The following is a 19,628-nucleotide window of genomic DNA, read 5'->3' on the forward strand; positions in this document are numbered from 1 at the left end:
GATCCCTGTAGGAGTGAGCCTGCTCGCGATTGAGTGCGCAGCACTCACCAAGGTCAACCATGCTCTACACCCAAAAGAATCCGCCCACTGGAACAGGTCGCCGTGTCATTGCGATAAGCGAAATACAATTTGCCGCGCTCCGGATCAAAGCGCAGGTGCAGCTGAATTTCATCCCCAGGCCGCACCAATTGCTGGAACTTCAGCACTTCCATCCCGGCAAACGGACCGGTCAGATTGAGCAGTTGGCGACCGAGGTTCAGTGCCCATTCCACCTGCACCACGCCAGGCAATACCGGGGCTTTGGGGAAGTGGCCGCTGAAATAGGCCAGGTCCGGTGGCACGCTCAGTTGCAGGCTCCACTCGCCAGTGGTCTCGACTTGTTCCAGCACTTCGGGCGCTTTCGCTCGCGGCGCCATCAGCAGCGCTTCGATATCGGCCTGAGGCAGCTTGCCTTGGCTGTTCAACGGTAATTGCCGCACCAGTCGCCAGCGTCGTGGCAGCGCCAGGGCTTCACAGTGTTGGCGCAAATGCTGGCGCAGGGTTTCGGTCAGGCTGCGGCGACCGTGCTCACGCAAGGCAAACAGGCCGGCCTCGCTGAGCACCAGTAGAGCACCGAGAGAGGCGCGATTTTCCTGGACCACGCCCAAGCGCGCTTCGGCGACCCAGTCGTGGACAACCAAGGCTTGCTCAAGCATGGGCAGCGAGATGCGTTTTTCTTCCAGTTTGACGATCCGGTCCAGCCGTCCGAGCAGTTCGAAGCGGCCATCGATGCCGATGCGCGCGGCGTCAGCGGTCTGCTCGACGTGTCCGGCAGGCAAGTAAGGTGAGGCGATCAGCAGGGCGCCGTCGCTGTCCTGGCTCAGTTGGACACCGGCAAACGGTTGCCACAGATGTTCGCCCTGACGCCAGGCAATGCCGCCGGTTTCCGAGCTGCCGAGGATTTCCGTCGGCCATTGCTGCAAGCGTTGCTGCAGACTTTGCGCAGCGTCGAACGGCAACGCACCGCCGGAGGAAAACACCCGGCGCACGGCGCTCAGGGCCGGCCAGTCGAGGTTGTCGCCCATGCGTTTGAGTAACGCCGGGCTGGCCACCCACGCAAAGGCTGGATGTTCGCGGCTGGCACGCTGCAAGTCTTCGGGGAACGCCAGTTGCTTGCGCACAAACGGGCGCCCGGCACACAGCGGCCACAGCACGCGAAACAGCAAACCGTAAATATGCTGGGTGGCGACGCTGCCGATGATGCAGGCCTCACCGAGATTCGCGCCCCACAACTGTTCCAGTGCTTCGACCTCGTTGGCCAGTTGGCGCAGGGTTTTGTCGATGCGCTTGGGCTCGCCGCTGGAGCCGGACGTGCACAGGCTCAGACGGCACTGGTCGAGGTCCAGTGCGGCGCCGGCTAGCGGCGGCTGCTGAACGTCGCTCAGTTGCGCGTCATCGGCTTGATCCGTCAGCCACAGATCGACCTCAGCCGACCAGCGCTGGCGGGTTTGCGCTTGCAGGTCCGAGGGCAGCAGAACACTCACGCCTGCACGCCATGCACCCAGCAAGGCGATGGCCAGTTCGGCAGCATCTTCCAGGTGCACAGCCAGACGTTTCACGCCTTGCGCTTGCAGACCGGCGGCAACGCTCAGCGCCTGCTCGCACAGTTGCGCATGTTCGAGGGCCGGTGCGTGGCTGATGGCCCGCGCCGGCACAGGCTTGAGCAACAACTGCTCAAGTTTTATCCAGTTCATGTACGGCCTCTTACCCGTTGTCGTATCAGCCATTCAATGGCAAACATCAGGCCGATCAATCCATAGGAGATCAGGCCGGTGTACAACATCCACCAATTCAGCGGCGCCCACAGGGTCAGCAGGGCGGCGCATAAACCGTTGCAGAAGAAAAACACGCTCCAGGCCACGGTGACCTTGCGTGTATAGCGGATCGCGATGTCCGGCAGCTCTGGCTCACGCAAGCGCGCCAGGCGCTCGACCATCGGCGGGCCGTATTTCAGGCTCAGGCTGAACAGCACCAGCATGAAGCCGCTGATCAGCACCGGGTACCAACGCAGCAACAGCGGACTGTCGAACAGCGCCAGCAGCAGGCAAAAGGCGATCGCCACACAGGCCATCCACAGGCTGCCGGGTTTGCGCTCGCCGGTCAGTGCCCGCGCCAGCCACAGGCTGCCCAGCAGCAGACCGAACTGCCACGGGGCAAAATGCTCCATGCCGAAATACACCGCAAAGGGGTACAGCAGACCGGCCAGCAGCAGGCCCAGGCCGATCAATCGGCTCATGCGGCCGGTTGAACCAGACGGTAGACCGCCTCGACCACGTCGCCGACGGTGCGCACCGATTTGAATTCTTCGGCGGCGATTTTCTTGCCGGTCTGGCGTTTGATGTGATCGATCAGATCGACCGCGTCGATGCTGTCGATTTCCAGATCCTGATACAGGTTGGAGTCCAGGCTCACACGGGCCGGATCCAGTTCGAACAGCTCGACCAAGGCATCGCGCAGGGTGTTGAAAATATCGTCACGAGTTTGCATGGTCCGGTCTCAAGCTGCCTGTTTTGCCGTGACGAACGCCGCAAGGCTCGCCACGTTGGTGAAATGGTTACGGGTGTCTTTGGCGTCAGCATCGATCTTGATGCCGTATTTTTTCTGGATGGCCAGACCCAGTTCCAGCGCGTCGACGGAATCCAGGCCCAGGCCTTCGCCGAACAGTGTTTGCTCGTCTTCGATGTCGTCGACGCTGATGTCTTCGAGGCCGAGGGCGTCGATGATCAGCAGTTTGATGTCACGATTCAGATCGCTCATCTTCGGCGAGCTCCTTAATGAAGTAGGTGTGCAAATAATCGTTGAGCTTGCGCGAGGCTTGCGGTGCAGGGCCTTGCGCGGCGAAGGCTTGTGGGTCTATATCGGCCCCGACGCGAAAACTGAAGTGCACACGGCGGCTGGGGATCCGGTACCACGGTTCGGCTTTGGTCAATGTGGTCGGGCTGACCTTGATAATCACTGGCGTAAGGATTTTCGCACCGCGCAGGGCAATCGCCGCAGCGCCCCGATGAAAGGCCGGCGCCTGGCCCGGCTGGGTGCGCGTGCCTTCGGGAAAGATGATCAGGGTCTGGCCGTTTTGCAGGGATTGGGCGGCGGCATCGAGCATGTCCATGCTGCCGTCATTACTGATGTATTCGGTGCGGCGCAACGGGCCACGGGTGAAGGGGTTTTCCCACAGGCTTTTCTTCACCACGCAATTGGCCTGGCGCACCAGACCGATGAGGAACACCACGTCGATCAGCGACGGGTGGTTGGCGATGATCATCTGCCCGGGTCGACCGAGACGCTCGGCGCCCTGAATGTCATAGGTCAGCACACCGGTGCGGGCCATGAACCGGACGAAAAACCAGAACAGCCGGCTGACGGTCTGCCGCGCGCGTTGGCGATGCACAACGGCGTCACCGGGCAGGCAAGCCAATAGCGGAAACACCAGCAAACGCAGGCACAGCCCGCCTAGCCCGAACAGGGTAAAGCTTGCGGCGGTGGCCAGCAGGCGCCAGTAATAGGCATCGCGGTTTTTTTCGGTCACGGGTTGCGTTGCCAGGTCCATACACGATTTTTCCAGGCATGTTGGCAATGGGTTTGCTGGCCGAGCAGGTTTTGCAACAGATTGAGCGCGTGGGGCCAGTGCGCTTTTGACCGTGTTTCTGTGACGCTGTTCAGGGTCAGCCGCCAGTCGGTACCGGGGGTGAGCAAAAGACCGAGCGCGTAGGGAAACGGTACATCGTCGATCCACGCTGAATAGGCTTCGGGTGGTTGTTCTTCGGTGATCACCAGCAACACCGCCGGGGCGCCTTCATTGAGCAGCGCCGCTGCTTCGAGCATGCCGTGCTCAAGTCCGTCGCCGGCTGCGGCGAGGGCAGTCATTTCACTGGTTTCGCCACGCATGATCGACCACAGACCGATGATCGCGTTGTGCACGGACAGGCTGAACTGGGTCGGCGACAGCGGCTGTTCGGTCGCCAGATCACTGAGGATGTCGTAAGTCCGTGGGGTTTCACCGTGGCGCGAGACGAACACCAGCGGCAGGCTGTCCCGCCCGTCGGCCAGGGGCCAGCCAACGCTGAACGCCATGCGTGCCAGACGACTGAGGCGGCGGCGCTGCATGGCCGGCAAAAACGACACATCGGGCGCGGCATCACTGCGCTGGAGTACGACCGGTTGTCGGCTCCAGGCCTGCCAGGCGTCCACGCTGTCGAGGCCAGGGGCCCACGCGCGCCATTGGGCGATGTTGAAGTTGATCACGGACATTCATCCCGCCCCTGCGGGCTTTTGTTGACGCGTTTGGTCGCCAAAACCGCAGCAGGCTTGACGTGGCGCTTGGCGCCGGGTGGCGCGCATTATCCCGGTGCGACGAGTGTGTAGCAAATGCTGGTTACATTTTGCGCAACGAAATGTACCGAGTGGTTCGCAAGAAAACTGTCACTTGGCCATTATCCAGATTGTCAGCGGCTTGTCTGTCGGGGATCGCGGCGATCAATGGCGGTAATTGCGCTATCTGTCCGCGGATATTTGCACCTGACTCTGTAGTCCATGTTCATGAAGGTAGCGAAGCGAGGTCACGCGCATCTACACTCGGTCATTCTTTGATACACGGAGGTTTTGTCATGCGGCGCGTGGTGTTCAATCAGAAAGGTGGGGTAGGCAAGTCCAGCATTGCCTGCAATCTGGCGGCGGTCAGCGCCAGTGAGGGTTATCGCACGCTGTTGGTCGATCTCGATGCCCAGGCCAACTCCACTCAGTATCTGACCGGGCTCACCGGCGACGACATTCCGATGGGTATTGCCGACTTCTTCAAGCAGACCCTGTCTTCCGGGCCGTTCTCGAAGAAGAATCAGGCGGACATCTACGAAACCCCGTTCGACAACCTCCACATCATCACCGCCACGGCGGAGCTGGCCGACCTGCAGCCCAAGCTTGAGGCCAAACACAAGATCAACAAGCTACGGAAGTTGCTCGATGAGCTGTCCGAGGATTACGACCGGATTTACCTTGATACGCCGCCGGCGCTGAATTTTTATGCAGTATCGGCGTTGATTGCTGCCGATCGCGTGCTGATCCCTTTCGATTGCGACAGCTTTTCCCGTCAGGCGCTGTACGGGCTGATCGCGGAGATCGAGGAGTTGAAGGACGACCACAACGAAGGCCTGGAAGTCGAAGGCATTGTGGTCAACCAGTTCCAGGCCCGGGCGAGCCTGCCACAGCAGATCCTCGATGAGCTGATTGCCGAAGGTCTACCGGTGCTGCCGGTGTACCTGACCAGTTCGGTGCGCATGCGCGAATCGCATCAGGCCAGCATGCCGCTGATCCACCTCGATCCCCGGCACAAGCTGACCCAGCAATTCGTCGAACTGCACAACTTGCTCGAAGATCACTGATCCCTTGAGCTATCCATGAACACCTGTGGGAGCGAGCTTGCTCGCGAATGCGTCAGTTCAGTAGACATCTTCGTTAACTGATCCACCGCTTTCGCGAGCAAGCTCGCTCCCACAGGGGGGGTGGGTGTGTCAGATCCCTTGGCTACGCAGCCACGCCATCAACTGCGGCAACGGCAACGCACCACTCTGCCGCGCCACTTCCCGGCCGTTCTTGAACAGAATCAGACTCGGAATCGAGCGAATCCCCAACTGCGCCGACAACTGTTGATTGGCCTCGCTATCAAGCTTGGCCAAGCGGCACTTGCCGGCCAGCTGCGCCGCCGCCTGCTCGAACACCGGCGCAAACGACTTGCACGGCCCACACCATTGCGCCCAGACATCCACCAGCAACGGCAGATCACCCTTGATCTGGCTGGCGTAATCGCCTTGCTTGAGTTCGAAGGGTTTGTTCAGCAGCACGGCGGATTTGCAGCGTCCGCACTTGGGTTGATCCGCAAGGCGCTCGGCAGGGATGCGGTTGAGGCCGTTGCAGGAGGGGCAGGGGATGAGGAGTGGGTCAGTCATATTCGGCTCGTTGGCGTTCAGCGTTTCGTACGACTTATCTGGAGCCGTACGAACTGTTTATCAAGATGAGGCGCTGGCACTCAGGAAGAACAACTGATCTCCAAATGCTTGCCCCACTCCGGTGGCCGCTCGGCATAAGCCTCCATCCCCGGCTGCTCCTCAAACGGTTTGCTCAGCACCGCATGCAACCGGCGTACCTCCGAGTAATCCCCTTGCTCTGCCGCATCAATGGCTTTTTGCGCCAGATAGTTGCGCAGGATGTATAGCGGATTGACCGCATGCATCCGCGCTTGGCGCTGCGTTTGATCAGCATCGCCATCGCGGGCAACCCGGGCGACGTAGCGTTCACCCCAGGCATCAAAACCCTTGATGTCGACGAAATCGTCGCGCAAACGGGCAATGGCTTCTACGGCGGACTCTTCACCGAGTCGGCGGAAAAACAGCGTGTAATCAACGCCGCTGTTCTGCATCAGTTGCAGCAGATTTTCCAGCAGTGTTTGGTCGTCATCTTCAGCTGTGGTGAAGCCTAAACGGCGGCGCATCAGGTCGAGGTAATGCGCCTGAAACAGCGGCAAGTACAGGCCGAGGGTTTCGCGCAGGGCTTCGACGCTGATGAACGGCGTCAGTGCCTGCGCCAGCGCGCTGAGGTTCCACTGGCCAACCGGCACCTGATTGCTGAACGAGTAGCGCCCTTGATCATCCGAGTGATTGCAGATGAAGTTGGCGTCGAAATCGTCGAGAAAAGCGAACGGGCCGAAGTCGAAGGTGATGCCGAGGATCGACATGTTGTCGGTGTTCATCACGCCGTGGCAGAAGCCATAGGCCTGCCACTTGGCGATCAGTTCGGCGTTGCGCTCGACGATCTCGCGGAACATCGCCAGATATGGTTCCGGCTGTTCCAGGCACTCAGGGAAATGCATCGCCAGAACGTGTTCGCCAAGCTGCTTCTGCTGCTCGGGGCGCTTGGTGTAATAGAAGTATTCGAAGTGGCCGAAGCGGATATGGCTCGGCGCCAGACGCAGCACCATCGCTGCGCGTTCCTGCTTTTCGCGCCATACCGGGGTGTCGGAGCCGATCACGCAAGCCGCGCGCGATGAAGGAATGTTCAACGCGTACAACGCCTCGGAAGCAAGGAATTCGCGGATCGACGAACGCAGCACCGCACGGCCATCACCCATGCGCGAAAACGGCGTCTGCCCGGCGCCCTTGAGGTGCAAGTCCCAATGCTCGCCGGCAGTGTTGTAGACCTCGCCGAGCAGCAAGCCCCGACCGTCACCCAGTTGCGGCGTGTAGCCACCGAACTGATGCCCGGAGTAAACCATCGCCCGTGGTTCGGCATCGGCCCACAGCTTGTGGCCACCAAACAGTTCGGCAAATTCGTTGGTTTCGGCGGTCGCCGGGTCGAGATCCAGCAAGGCCAGCGCCGCCGGGCTGGCGACGACCAGACGCGGATTATCGATCGGCTCGGGCAGCACGTGGGCGGAGAACGCGTCGCCCAGGCGGGCGAAGCGATTGTCGAAGGTCAGTTCGTCGAGGGCTTTCAAGGGCCGGCTCCAGCAGAATGTCCGAGCATTCTGCTGGGAATAGACCGGTTAGTCGAGTTTGGCCGGCGGTGGCTCTTGCAGCGGTTTCTGATCGTCGGCGACCGGCACGATGGTTTTCGTTTCCGGCTCGATCGGCACCATCTTGTATTCCTGGCCCTGAAGGTTCTTCAGGTACACCTCCATCTGGCGGAACGAGATGTTGATGTGCTGCTTCTTGAACTCGCGGTTGATGAAGCGGTTGACCTCATCAAGCACCGGGTTGCGGTCACCGAGGTCGCGTACGTGCATGCGCAACTCGTGGTCGAGGGTGCTTTCGCCGAAGTTGAGGAAGTACACGTGCGGCTCAGGCTCTTTGAGTACACGCGGGTTTTCGCGGGCAGCCTTGAGCAGCAGCTCTTTGACCAGATCCAGATCGGAGCCGTAGTCGACGCCAAGTTTCAGCGTCACGCGGGTGATGGTGTCGGTCAGCGACCAGTTGATCAGTTGTCCGGTGATGAACGTCTTGTTCGGGACAATGATGTCCTTGCGGTCGAAGTCGGTGATGGTCGTGGCGCGGATGCGGATCTTGCTCACCGTGCCCGACAGGTTGCCGATGGTGATGGTGTCACCGATCCGCACTGGGCGTTCGAACAGAATCATGATGCCGGAGATGAAGTTCGCAAAAATCTCCTGCATACCGAAACCGAGGCCGACCGACAGCGCCGCCACCAGCCATTGCAACTTGTCCCAGCTGACGCCGAGGGTCGACAGGGTCGAGACGAAACCGACACCGGCGATCACATACGACAGCAGCGTCGTGGTCGCGTAGGCACTGCCCTGGGCCAGATTGAGCTTGGACAGCACAAACACTTCCAGCAGGCCGGGCAAGTTGCGCGCGAGGGCGAAAGTGATGCCGATGATGATCAGTGCACCAAGCATGTCGCCGATGCTGATTGGCACCATGCTCATGTTGGCGCCGGTGCCGCTGGTGTACTCGTAGAGGGTGATGTTGTCGAGGTACGAGAACACCGAAATCAGGTCCGACCAGACCCAGTACAGCGCGGCGATGAAACCGCCGAGCAGGGCCAGACGGATCAGGCGCAGGGATTGTTCGTTGACCTTTTCGATGTCCAGCGTCGGCTCTTCGATCACCGCTTCGCCATCGCCGGCTTCTTTCGCCGCCTGACGTTTGGCCAGGGCACGCTGGTAGGCCAGACGTCGTGCGGCAACGCTCAGACCGCGCACGAAGGTGGCTTCGATCACCAGCCAGAACATCAGCAGGTACAGGGTGTTGATCAACCGGTCGCTGAGCTTCAGCGCGGTGTAGTAGTAGCCGAAGCACACCGCCACGAACAACGCGATCGGCAGCAGGGTGAACATCACGCCGACGGCTTTGCGGAACAGCGAAGTGTTCTCGTGGGCCGGGCTGCTGATCAGCAAGCGACTGAGCAGCCAGGCCATCAGGGCATAGCAGGTCAGCACCACCGGCATGCCGAGCACGTCGTCTGCCAGTGCTGCCGGTTGCAGTTCGGCCACGGCGACAATAGTCACCAGCGCCATGACCACCAGACCCAGACGACGGATCCAGCCCTGGAGGAATTCGACCTGCGGCTTCTCCCAGCGGAAATGCAGTTCCGCCACGCCACCCGGCGCCAGAATCCGATAAGCGGTGTAGAACACCAGCCATGCCTGGCCCATTTGCAGCAGCGCCGCGCCCATGTTGGCGTTCTGCCCGCGAGCGTCGATCTGCAACGCCAGACCACACAAGGCCAGGCCCAACGCGACCGGCATCGCCAGCAGAATATTGATCAGAATCGCCTGCGGCGTGTGCCACTGGCTGTCACGCTTGAAGTGACCGATGTCCTGGTGAACCTTGTTCAGCCGCGCGTACAGATTCTTGCGCCGCCATAGCAGAGCACCGATCAACAGCGCCAGTGGCAGGAACAGCAACGGTCGCTGGATCAGACCGTCTGTCAGCTCACTCAGGCTGGAGGCCCACGGCAGGGTGTCGACCTGACGTTTCAGGCGTTCCGGCACCGCGCGCATCCATTCCAGGTCCAAGGGCTTGTTGCTGGGGATCCAGAACATCTGCTCATCCAGCGTTGCGCGCAGGCTCTGTGCGGTGCTCAGCAGTTGTTTCTGGTTGAGCTGCAGGGTGATCGACTCGTTGAGCATGGCGCTCAGTTCGCGGTTCAACCGCTCCAGCAGATCGGCGCGGGTGTTGGCCAGGTCCAGCAGGTTTTTGCGCAATTGCGGCGTGACCTGCTCCGGCGGCTGCGTGGATAGTAGGTTGTCGACATAGGCGACGGGATTACTCAGTTGCTCACGCTGCTGGCTGACGTCGAATTGCCACAAGCGAATGTCGGCGATCTGATCGGCCAGATCGCGGTCGACCTTGAGGCGCGGCAGGGCTTGTTTCTGCTTATAGAGAATCTTCGACAGCAGCAGGCTGCCCTTGAGCACGCTGATCTGCTCGTCCAGCGCTGAATCGCTTTGGGTCAGGCTGTCGAGCTGTTGTTTGGTCTGCAGATTCTGCTGGGTGACTTCGTTGAGGCGGTCAGTGCTTTTGAGCAGGTAGTCGGAGAGCTTGAGGTTCGCCGTGCTTTCGATGGCCAGCAGACTGCTGCTCCCGGCCTTCTGCGCTTCGATCGACTGTTGGGTAACGGTTTCCTGCGACTGCGCCAGACGTTTCTGGTTGATCAGGGTTTGCAGTTCCTGAATCTCGCGGTCGAGGCGGTCGGACTTCTCCGATAGCAAGTCATGCTGGGCATTGCCCAGATCCTGCAACTGGCTGTTGCCGGCCAGCTCCTGACGGCGCAGCGGGATCAGCGCATTCAGCGCCGCCAGTTCCGCGTTCAACTGGTCGCGCTGCTCGGCGGTGACGGTTTTACCCGCGTCCTTGCCGGATTTGAGGATGTTGTTGATCTGCTGGATGCGCGTCTGGCTGGCGGATATCTCCGCTTGCGCGCGTTCGGGACGCGTCTGCGCGGTGATGATCAGGCTGTTAGCGTCGGCGAGGGCTTTTTGCAGGTCACTTTGCTGAGTCGAGCGATCGGTGAGGATCTGCTCCAGTTGTTGGATCGACTCTTTGGGAAAACGCTGTGCCACCGGCACCACGGCCGTAGCCTTGAGGCGTGTCAGTTCGCGGGTGTTTTCAATCGTTTGCTTGGGCGCGGTGGCCAGCTGCTGCTTGAGATCGATCAGCTTCTGTTCGTAATCACGCTGGTTGTTCAGCTGATTGAGCGTGTTCTGCAGGACGGTCTGCAGGCTCTTTTTATCGGCATCCGGCAGTTTGCTGTCGGCGAGTTTGTCGAGGCTGGCCTGCACGGCGTCGCTGGACGGTGGTTCGGCGGCGTACAGCGGGCCGACAGTAAGACTCAGGCCCAGCAGGGCCGCGGCGAAAAAGGAGCGCAGGGTAGGCATAGAGACCGGTCAAGCAAGTGAGAGTGGACGCAGTTTAGAGGAAGAGCCCGGGGCCCGGGCGACTTCCTTCGGGGAATCTGACGCCCACTTTGCCGATCTTGTTCCCGTCCATGACCGCAACCGTCCAGTGAGTGTTGTTCCACTCCACCTGGTCGCCAACGATCGGTGCACCACCGACCTTGTGGGCAATGAACGCGCCCAGGGTCATGTCCGGATCGATGCCCTCGGCCGGCAGGCCATACAGCGCTGCAACCGCTTTAAGCTGGGCGTCTCCTTCGAGTACAAAATCGCCGAAGAAACGCAGATCGAGGCCGCGTTGCGGCGCCTGGCTGAACAGTTTTCCGAGGGCGCCGAGGTTGTGTTCATGGCCGATAACGCACAGTAAATCATCGACTTCCAGCACCGTACTACCCGACGGATGGAGCAGTTGCTGGCCACGAAACAGTGCCGCGATGCGCGTACCTTCGGGCATTTTCAGCTCACGCAGGGGCGAACCGATGCACCATTTCTCCGCACCCAGCTTGTACACGAACAGCTCCCACTCGCTGGTGACGTGGACTTCCAGCGCTGCGCGAGAAATCGGCGCCGGCTCTGGCGGCACGGTCACCTTCAATAGCTTGGCGACCCACGGCAGGCTCGTGCCCTGCACCAGCAGCGACACCAGCACGATGAAGAAGGCGAGGTTGAAGTACAGCTGCGCATTCGGCAGCCCGGCCATCAGCGGGAACACCGCGAGAATGATCGGCACCGCGCCGCGCAGGCCAACCCAGGAAATAAAGGCTTTCTCGCGGCCATGGAACGCCTTGAACGGCAGCAGGCCGACCATCACCGACAGCGGCCGCGCAAACAGAATCATCCATAGCGCCAGACCCAGGGCGGGCAGGGCGATCGGCAGCAAATCGTGCGGCGTCACCAGCAGCCCCAGCACCAGGAACATGCCGATCTGCGCCAGCCAAGCCATGCCGTCGAGCATGTGCAGAATGCCGTGACGGCTGCGCACCGGACGGTTGCCGATCACCAGACCGCACAGGTAAACGGCAAGGAAGCCGCTGCCATGCAGGGCGTTGGTCAGGGCGAATACCACCAGACCGCCAGCGATCACCAGAATCGGATACAGACCGGCAGCGAGGTTGATTCGATTGACCAGTTGCAGCATCAACCAGCCACCGCCCAGGCCGATCACGCCACCGATGCCGAACTCGCGGATCAGGTGGGTCAGCAGGCTCCAGTGCAAACCGGTCTGGCCGCTGGCGAGCATGTCGATCAGAGTCACGGTGAGAAACACCGCCATCGGGTCGTTGCTGCCGGATTCGATTTCCAGACTGGCGGTCACCCGCTCGTTCAGGCCTTTGCCGCCGAGCAGCGAGAACACCGCTGCGGCGTCGGTTGAGCCAACGATGGCACCGATCAACAAGCCTTGAATCAGATTGAGATCGAACAGCCAGGCAGCGGCCATGCCGGTCAGCCCGGTAGTGATCAACACCCCGACCGTGGCCAGCGACAACGCCGGCCATAACGCCACGCGGAAACTCGACACCCGCGTGCGCAAACCGCCGTCGAGGAGGATCACCGCCAGGGCGAGGTTGCCGACCAGATAGGCCGTCGGGTAGTTATCGAAGATGATCCCGCCGCCATCGACCCCGGCGGCCATGCCGACAGCGAGGATGATGACCAGAATCGGGATGCCGAGACGGGAAGAAAGCGAGCTGACGAGAATGCTTGCGCCTACCAGCAACGCGCCGATCAAGAACAGGCTGTTGATGGTCGTCGCATTCAAAGGCAGTACTCCAGAAGCGTAAAAACGGGCACAAACTGACCATGCAGTCTGCGTGCCAGCGATTCTAACCTGTTGAAATGTGATGCTGTCAAAAAGGTTTTTACGCTGGGGGATTCGAGGTTTTGGTTCGGCTGGCGATTGCTGCCCTCACCCTAGCCCTCTCCCGGAGGGAGAGGGGACTGATCGCGGTGTTTGTGCAAGGTACATCGACCTGAAATATCGCGTCGAACTGAAAATCTGAAAGGCCCCCGATCTGCTCCCTTTCCCCCTCTCCCTCTGGGAGAGGGCTGGGGTGAGGGGCTTTTGATCTTGATCTCAAAATTTACAGGCTGAACCGCCCAACCATGTTGTTCAGGTCCAGCGCCAACCGCGACAGCTCATTGCTCGCCGCACTCGTCTGATTCGCCCCAGTCGCCGATTGCACCGACAGATCACGAATATTCACCAGATTACGATCCACTTCCCGCGCCACCTGCGCCTGCTCTTCGGCGGCGCTGGCGATCACCAGGTTGCGCTCGTTGATTTCGACGATGGCGGTGTTGATGGTGTCCAGCGACATGCCGGCACCTCGAGCAATGTTCAGCGTCGACTCGGCACGCTCGGTGCTGTTACGCATCGAATCCACGGCGTGTTCGGTGCCGCTCTGAATGCTGCCGATCATCCGCTCGATTTCGCTGGTCGACTGCTGAGTACGGTGCGCCAGGGCACGCACTTCATCCGCCACCACGGCAAAACCACGCCCGGCTTCACCGGCACGCGCCGCTTCAATCGCCGCGTTCAGCGCCAGCAGGTTGGTCTGATCGGCCAGACCCCGGATCACATCCAGCACCTTGCCGATGTCACGGGATTCATTGGCCAGATCGCCGATCAGGCTTGCAGTGCTCTGTACATCCGCACTCATGCGTTCGATCGCGCTGACCGTTTCCTGGACCAGGTCACGACCGTCGCCAGCCGAAGTGGTGGCGTTCTTCGAGGCTTCGGAGGTGCTCACCGCATTGCGGGCGACTTCTTCTACGGCGCTGGTCATTTCGTTGACCGCAGTGGCCGCTTGTTCGATCTCGTTGTTCTGCTGAGTCAGGCCACGCGCGCTTTCGTCGGTGACGCTATTCAGCTCTTCAGCCGCTGAAGCCAACTGAGTGGCCGAGCCGGAAATGCGTTGCAGGGTGTCCCGCAGTTTCGATTGCATCTTCGCCATCGCTGCCAGCAGACGTCCTGCCTCGTCTTCACCGTCAACGTGGATCGGCTGGGTCAGGTTGCCTTCGGCGATGGTTTCCGCAGCGTCCAGTGCTTTGGAAATCGGCTTGGTGATGCTGACGGTCAGCAGCCAGGCGAAGAGGAACGTCAGGCCAGTGGCGATCACCAACAACGTGACCACAAGGTTGAAGGACATCGAAAACTGATCGCTCGCGCCTTTATCAGTCTCGGCGATTTGCTGGGTGTTGATCTCCAGCAGGCGCGCCAGGGCTGTGTTCACCGCTTCCGAGTTGCTCAGCAAATCCGAGTTGAGCATCTGCCGCAGTTCATCGATCTGATTGTTGCGCGACAGGGTTTTCATCCGGTCTTCGAGTTGACGGTATTGCCCCAGGAGCTGCACGTACTGATCGTAGGCTGCACGTTCTTGCGGGCCGTCGATCAACGGTTCGTAGGCACGCTGAGCGTCGGCGATCTGCCGATTGCGCAACTCGAACAGCTCGATGGTTTTTTGCTGCACGTCGGGTTCGCGGTTGATCAGCAACCGGTACGACAGCACCCGCAGGCGCAGCGTCAGCTGAGTGAATTCATCGAGGGCCTTGATCGACGGCACGCTTTCAGTAGCGATGTCTTCACCCGCTGCGCGGATTTTGCTCATCTGATTCAACGCAAACACGCCGAGAATCAGCATCAGGCCGCCGATCAGGGCGAAGCCGGTAAACGCCCGTGGGGCGATATTCATATTGCGAAGGGACATGGGGCGGATACCAAGAGAGGGCCGCATCCATGCGGGCTGAGACTGCGATATGGATGACTTATCGGTCATGCGACTAAAGTCTTGAGGCACTGTGCGTATTTGTCGCATAGGGGCCGGGGCGACGAAGTGCAGGAACCAGATCGGCAGATCACAGTCTTTAAAACTCGCGAGAACGGTCGGCCACCAGGAAAATCAAGGCTTTGCGCCGGTTTAACCCTGGCATCCGTGATGACTTTTCTTTATCGTACGCGCCCTTTGAAAAACGCTTGGAAGATCAAAATGTTGGAAGCATCCCTCAGCCAATTGGAACAGCTCGTCAGCGACCTGGTGCAACAGAACCAGACACTCGCGCAAACCAACCAGACCCTGTCCACGGAACTGGCCCAGGCCAAGGATGAAAACGAAAGCCTGCAACTGAACCTGATGGAGCAGGAAGAAAAGCACGGCGCCACCGCTGCACGCATTCAAGCCCTGGTTGATCGCGTCAACGCAGGTCCTGTCAGCGCATGAACCACCATACAGCAGGGGTAAAAGTCGTCTCCATTCTCGGGGAGGACTATTCGATCAAGGCACCGGCCGGGGAAGAACAGACCCTGCTGGACGCGGCCATGATGCTCAAGGCAGCGCTGGATGACACCAAGCGCAAATACCCGACACTGATCGGTGACCGCTTGCTGGTGCTGGCGGCGATGAATCTGTGCTCGCAGCAGATTGAAATGAAGAAGCAGCACAAAGAAGAACTCGACCGTTACCAAGAGCAAGTCAGCGCCACGGTCGACACCATCGCCAAGACCATCAATCAGGGTTGATGGAGGTGCGCACAACCAAAGAATAGATTGTCGACTGGGTTGTATACAATCGGCACGGCTGTTGCATTGTTTCGGCCACTTATTCTTTGGGGGTGCTCCATGCAGTTGTGGCGACGCAGTATTCAATGGCAGCTGATTCTCAGCATGGGCACCGCCCTGCTGGTCAGCATCCTGATCGTGGTTGGCATTTATACCCTGGTGGTCAACCGCCTCGCCCAGAGCTATCTGGTCGAACAAGCGCTGCCGTCGAGCATTGAAGCGACGCGCAACGATATCGAGCGCATCCTCGTGCAACCGCTGACGGCGGCCAAAGATATCGCCAGCAATACGATGGTCCGCGACTGGCTCTCCTCAGGCGAAGACAGCAGCAAAACGGCTGGCTTCGCGCAGTATCTGGAAGGCATCCGCGCCGAACACAAGGCTTTTACCGCTTTGATCATCGGCACCGAATCCAATCACTACATCACCGAAAAAGGTCTGGATCGCACCCTCAGCCGTTCAAAACCGGCTGACGCGTGGTTCTATTCCTTTCTCGACAGCAATCAGCCGCGCACCCTGAACATCGACAACGACGGGGCGACCGGAGAGTTGGCGCTGTTCATTGATTTGAAGGTGGAGCAGGCCGGTAAGGTAGTCGGTGTGGCCGGGCTCGGTTTGAGTATGAAAGAGCTGTCGGAGCTGATTCACAACTTCAGCTTTGGTGAGCGCGGCAAGGTCTATCTGGTGCGTTCCGACGGTTTGATCCAGGTGCATCCCGAGGCGCAGTTCAGCGGCAAACGCACGCTGACGGAGCAGATTGGCGCCTCCGCTGCTCAAGCCGTCATGGGTCAAAAAAATGCTGTGAGCAGCAGCTTCCAAAGGGAGGGTGAAGACTTCCTCGCCTTCAGCCTGCCTCTGCGTGATCTGGGCTGGACCCTGGTGGCCGAAGTGCCGCAATCGCAGATCTATGCCGAGGCGCGCAAAGCCATGTGGATGAGCGGCGGTATCGGTCTGGCCGTAGCGCTGGTGTGCCTCGCTTTGGTGGTGTGGCTGGCGCAAGGGCTGGTGCGGCCGATTCGTCAGGTAACAGCGGCGCTGGTAGCGATTGGTAGCGGCGGTGGAGATTTGACCCACCGGTTAGATTCCAGCCGTGCCGATGAACTGGGCGACCTCGCTCGCGGCTTCAATCGTTTCCTCGACAGCCAGCGCGGGATGATCGGCGAAGTACTGACCACCAGCGAGCGTCTGCGCACGGCCGTGGGGCAAGTGGCGAAAGTGGTGGAGAACACCGCCGAACGTTCCGGCCGTCAGCAGGAAATGACCGACATGGTCGCAACTGCGGTTCACGAAATGGGCCTGACCGTGCAAGAAATTGCGCAGAACGCTGGTAACGCGGCACTCGCTTCGCAAACCGCGCGGGATGAAGCGATGCAGGCGCGGGAAGTGGTCGGCGGCTCGATCAAGCATATTGAAAGCATGTCCGATGAGATTGGCGTAGCGGCGGGTGTGGTCGGCGAGCTGGCGCATCAAGTGGCGTCGATTGATTCGGTGCTGGCGGTGATTCGCGGAGTTTCCGAGCAGACCAACCTGCTGGCACTTAATGCCGCCATCGAGGCGGCGCGCGCCGGTGATATGGGTCGCGGCTTTGCAGTTGTCGCCGATGAAGTGCGCACCTTGGCGCGCCGCACTCAGGCATCCACTGACGAAATCCAGCAAATGATCGGCAGCCTCAAGCAAGGCGCGGAAAACGCCGTGTCGTCTATGCGCACCGGTCAGGCGGCGACCGGTACCGGGGTTGAGTCGAGCCAGCGCACCGGGGCGTCGCTGACGGCGATTACCGGGCAGGTCGAGCGCATCAGTGACATGAACCATCAAGTGGCGACGGCGACCGAAGAGCAGTCGGCGGTGACGGAAGAGATCAATCGTAACGTGCAGGGGATTTCTGATTTGGCGCGGGCGACGGCTGGGGAGGTTCGGGCGTGTCGTGAGGATTGTCAGATGTTGCAGAGGTTGGCGGACGATCTGGCGCGGCAGATGGGTGGGTTCAAACTCAGCTGAGTGTTAAACCAGAAAAGCCCCTCACCCTAGCCCTCTCCCGGAGGGAGAGGGAACTGAATGTGGGATGCTTGAGAAGTACGCCGACCTGAAAGTGCTTTACCGAATCCATAATCGACACGGTTTTTCAGGTCGATGCGTAGACACCTCGGGTCGGCCCCCTCTCCCTCTGGGCGGTCCGACGTTTCGGGAGGGCTGGGGTGAGGGTTGCGCTTCAGAACCACGCATCCTGCATCGCCAGGCACGTATCATCCCGCGCCTCCAGCAACGCCAGTTCATGGTGGCAACCCGGCACTTCCCACGTCAGAAAATACCGCGCTGCCTGCAACTTGCCCTTATAGAAGTCGGCATCCGCTGCATTCCCTTTGGCCAGCCCTTCCTCGGCTCGAATCGCCTGCTCCAGCCAGCGCCAGCCAATCACCGTGTGGCCGAACACCTTCAGGTACAGCGCCGAATTCGCCAGACTGCTATTTACCTTGCCCTGTGCCAGGTCGGTCAACAAACCGATGGTTACCGTTTGCAGGCGCGCGACCAGCTTTTCCAGTGGTTCACGCAGGGCGGTCAGCGATTCATACGCCGTCGCGCGTTCAGCGGTGGTGGCGATCAGTCGAATCAATTGCTTCAGTCCAGCGCCACCGTTCTGCGCCAATTTACGCCCGAGCAAGTCCAGCGATTGAATGCCATGGGTGCCTTCGTGAATCGGGTTCAAACGGTTGTCGCGGTAATACTGCTCGACCGGGTATTCGCGGGTGTAACCGTGGCCTCCAAGAATCTGGATCGCCAGTTCGTTGGCCTTGAGGCAGAACTCCGATGGCCAGGACTTGACGATCGGCGTCAGCAGATCCAGCAATTCGTGGGCCTGTTTACGCTCGGCTTCGGACTCAAGCGTCGTGGTGTCATCGAACAGGCGCGCTGCATACAAGCCGAGGTCAAATGCACCTTCGACGTAGGACTTTTGCGTCAACAGCATGCGTCGTACATCGGCGTGCTGAATGATCGCCACCGGCGCCGTCGTCGGATCTTTGCTGTCCGGAACGCGACCCTGTGGCCGTTCGCGGGCGTACTCCAGCGAATACAGGTAACCGGCATAACCGAGCATCACCGCCCCCATACCGACGCCGATCCGCGCTTCGTTCATCATCTGGAACATGTAGCTCAGGCCCTGATGCGGCTTACCCACCAGATAACCGACACATTCACCGTTATCGCCGAAGTTCAGTGCTGTGGAGGTGGTGCCGCGCCAGCCCATCTTGTGGAACAGCCCGGCCAGCAGCACGTCATTGCGTGGGCCGAGGCTGCCGTCATCGTTGACCAGAAACTTCGGCACGATGAACAGCGAAATGCCTTTAACGCCCGCAGGTGCGTCCGGCAGTTTGGCCAGGACCATGTGCACGATGTTTTCCGAGAGCGGGTGATCGCCGCCGGAGATGAAGATTTTGTTGCCCTTCAGGCGATAAGTGCCGTCGGACGCCGGCTCGGCGCGTGTACGAATATCCGACAGCGATGAACCTGCATGCGGTTCGGTCAGCGCCATGGTGCCGAAGAAGCGGCCATCGATCATGGGCTGCAGGAAGCGTTGTTTCTGTTCCTCAGTGCCAAAGCTCTCGATCAGGTTCGCCGCGCCCATGGTCAGGAACGGGTAGGACGTCGAAGCCGCGTTGGCCGACTGGAAATGCGCGAAGCAAGCTTGGGACAGCAGCGTCGGCAGTTGCATGCCGCCAGCATCGAAGCTGCGCGCAGCGTTGAGGAATCCGGCTTCAAGGAAGGCATCCACCGCCGGTTTCACTTCAGGAATCAGAATCGCCTGACCGTCTTCGTAGCGCGGCTCGTTCTCGTCGCCCTTGCGGTTGTGTGGCGCAAAGTACTTTTCGGCAATGTTGCGCGCGGTGCCGATGGCGGCGTCGAAGGTTTCGCGATTGTGCTCGGCAAAGCGCTCACGCCGGGTCAGGCCCTCGGCATCAAGGACTTCATACAGCTCGAAAGCCAGATTGCGGGAACTGAGCAGCGTTTCGGACATGGCGGCCTACCTGAAGTTGGGGTTGGGCCGAGTCTAGGCGTGCTGATAAAGGCTGAACAGGATGATTGATAAGCGTGATGTTGAAGCCGCGCGCAGACTTAACAAACACCACAAAACAC

The 19,628-nt window shown here is 60.2% G+C and carries 16 protein-coding genes and 2 pseudogenes; 5 read left to right on the top strand and 13 right to left on the bottom strand.

The window, feature by feature from the left end; all coding sequences use genetic code 11:
- Window positions 1-53: 53 nt before the first annotated feature.
- The 6 genes from AB4O11_RS10720 to AB4O11_RS10745 are packed head-to-tail and all read right to left on the bottom strand — an operon-like array spanning window position 54 to window position 4,287.
- A complete protein-coding gene (locus AB4O11_RS10720; protein WP_460130618.1) occupies window positions 54-1,733 on the bottom strand; it encodes an AMP-binding protein in 1,680 nt (559 codons plus the stop codon).
- Window positions 1,730-2,275, bottom strand: coding sequence for a COG4648 family protein (locus AB4O11_RS10725; RefSeq protein ID WP_093430103.1), 546 nt, complete (start codon window positions 2,273-2,275; stop codon window positions 1,730-1,732). Before AB4O11_RS10725 ends, AB4O11_RS10720 begins: the two co-directional genes overlap by 4 nt.
- Window positions 2,272-2,526 (bottom strand): acyl carrier protein, encoded by a 255-nt coding sequence (locus AB4O11_RS10730; protein WP_064388843.1) that lies wholly within the window; start codon window positions 2,524-2,526, stop codon window positions 2,272-2,274. The genes AB4O11_RS10725 and AB4O11_RS10730 overlap by 4 nt, the downstream gene beginning before the upstream one ends.
- A 9-nt stretch (window positions 2,527-2,535) precedes the next feature.
- The gene (locus tag AB4O11_RS10735) at window positions 2,536-2,796 is read right to left on the bottom strand and encodes a phosphopantetheine-binding protein (protein ID WP_320335946.1); all 261 of its coding nucleotides are present in this window, start codon (window positions 2,794-2,796) and stop codon (window positions 2,536-2,538) included.
- Window positions 2,777-3,586: a lysophospholipid acyltransferase family protein gene (locus tag AB4O11_RS10740; protein WP_460130620.1), complete on the bottom strand. Its 810-nt coding sequence runs from the start codon at window positions 3,584-3,586 to the stop codon at window positions 2,777-2,779. Before AB4O11_RS10740 ends, AB4O11_RS10735 begins: the two co-directional genes overlap by 20 nt.
- On the bottom strand, window positions 3,562-4,287 hold the full coding sequence (locus tag AB4O11_RS10745; RefSeq protein WP_093430106.1) for a beta-ketoacyl synthase chain length factor: 726 nt from the start codon (window positions 4,285-4,287) through the stop codon (window positions 3,562-3,564). The genes AB4O11_RS10740 and AB4O11_RS10745 overlap by 25 nt, the downstream gene beginning before the upstream one ends.
- 356 nt (window positions 4,288-4,643) lie before the next feature.
- Between AB4O11_RS10745 and AB4O11_RS10750 the strand changes: the two genes are divergently transcribed.
- Entirely contained in the window at window positions 4,644-5,414 is a 771-nt protein-coding gene (locus tag AB4O11_RS10750) for a ParA family protein (RefSeq protein WP_034152927.1), read from the top strand.
- A gap of 129 nt (window positions 5,415-5,543) precedes the next feature.
- On the opposite strand, the gene trxC is transcribed toward AB4O11_RS10750, so the two are convergent.
- From trxC to AB4O11_RS10780, 6 genes and pseudogenes are all read right to left on the bottom strand, one after another.
- The gene (trxC, locus tag AB4O11_RS10755; protein WP_099757797.1) at window positions 5,544-5,978 is read right to left on the bottom strand and encodes a thioredoxin TrxC; all 435 of its coding nucleotides are present in this window, start codon (window positions 5,976-5,978) and stop codon (window positions 5,544-5,546) included.
- Window positions 5,979-6,058: 80 nt separating this feature from the next.
- Window positions 6,059-7,522: a protein adenylyltransferase SelO gene (gene selO / locus AB4O11_RS10760; RefSeq protein WP_460130621.1), complete on the bottom strand. Its 1,464-nt coding sequence runs from the start codon at window positions 7,520-7,522 to the stop codon at window positions 6,059-6,061.
- Between the two features lie 48 nt (window positions 7,523-7,570).
- Entirely contained in the window at window positions 7,571-10,924 is a 3,354-nt protein-coding gene (gene mscK, locus AB4O11_RS10765; RefSeq protein ID WP_460130623.1) for a mechanosensitive channel MscK, read from the bottom strand.
- Between the two features lie 34 nt (window positions 10,925-10,958).
- Window positions 10,959-12,701, bottom strand: coding sequence for a potassium/proton antiporter (locus tag AB4O11_RS10770; protein WP_007909521.1), 1,743 nt, complete (start codon window positions 12,699-12,701; stop codon window positions 10,959-10,961).
- Window positions 12,702-13,023: 322 nt separating this feature from the next.
- Complete coding sequence (locus AB4O11_RS10775; protein ID WP_371042268.1) at window positions 13,024-13,896, bottom strand: methyl-accepting chemotaxis protein; 873 nt, start codon at window positions 13,894-13,896, stop codon at window positions 13,024-13,026.
- A 30-nt stretch (window positions 13,897-13,926) separates the two neighbouring features.
- Window positions 13,927-14,757 (bottom strand): annotated as a pseudogene (locus AB4O11_RS10780) (MCP four helix bundle domain-containing protein); the annotation flags it as partial.
- 171 nt (window positions 14,758-14,928) lie between these two features.
- Here AB4O11_RS10780 and AB4O11_RS10785 point away from each other — a divergent pair.
- From AB4O11_RS10785 to AB4O11_RS10800, 4 genes and pseudogenes are all read left to right on the top strand, one after another.
- Window positions 14,929-15,159, top strand: a complete 231-nt coding sequence (locus AB4O11_RS10785; RefSeq protein WP_007909525.1) for a hypothetical protein — start codon at window positions 14,929-14,931, stop codon at window positions 15,157-15,159.
- Entirely contained in the window at window positions 15,156-15,458 is a 303-nt protein-coding gene (locus tag AB4O11_RS10790) for a cell division protein ZapA (RefSeq protein ID WP_064117128.1), read from the top strand. Before AB4O11_RS10785 ends, AB4O11_RS10790 begins: the two co-directional genes overlap by 4 nt.
- Window positions 15,459-15,602: 144 nt before the next feature.
- Window positions 15,603-16,580 (top strand): annotated as a pseudogene (locus tag AB4O11_RS10795) (cache domain-containing protein); the annotation flags it as partial.
- Between the two features lie 207 nt (window positions 16,581-16,787).
- Window positions 16,788-17,495, top strand: a complete 708-nt coding sequence (locus tag AB4O11_RS10800; protein ID WP_460131072.1) for a methyl-accepting chemotaxis protein — start codon at window positions 16,788-16,790, stop codon at window positions 17,493-17,495.
- Between the two features lie 211 nt (window positions 17,496-17,706).
- Here AB4O11_RS10800 and AB4O11_RS10805 read toward each other — a convergent pair whose 3' ends face one another.
- Entirely contained in the window at window positions 17,707-19,509 is a 1,803-nt protein-coding gene (locus AB4O11_RS10805) for an acyl-CoA dehydrogenase (protein ID WP_460089604.1), read from the bottom strand.
- Window positions 19,510-19,628: the final 119 nt, after the last annotated feature.

The sequence above is a fragment of the Pseudomonas sp. H1_D05 genome (genome assembly GCF_054682705.1).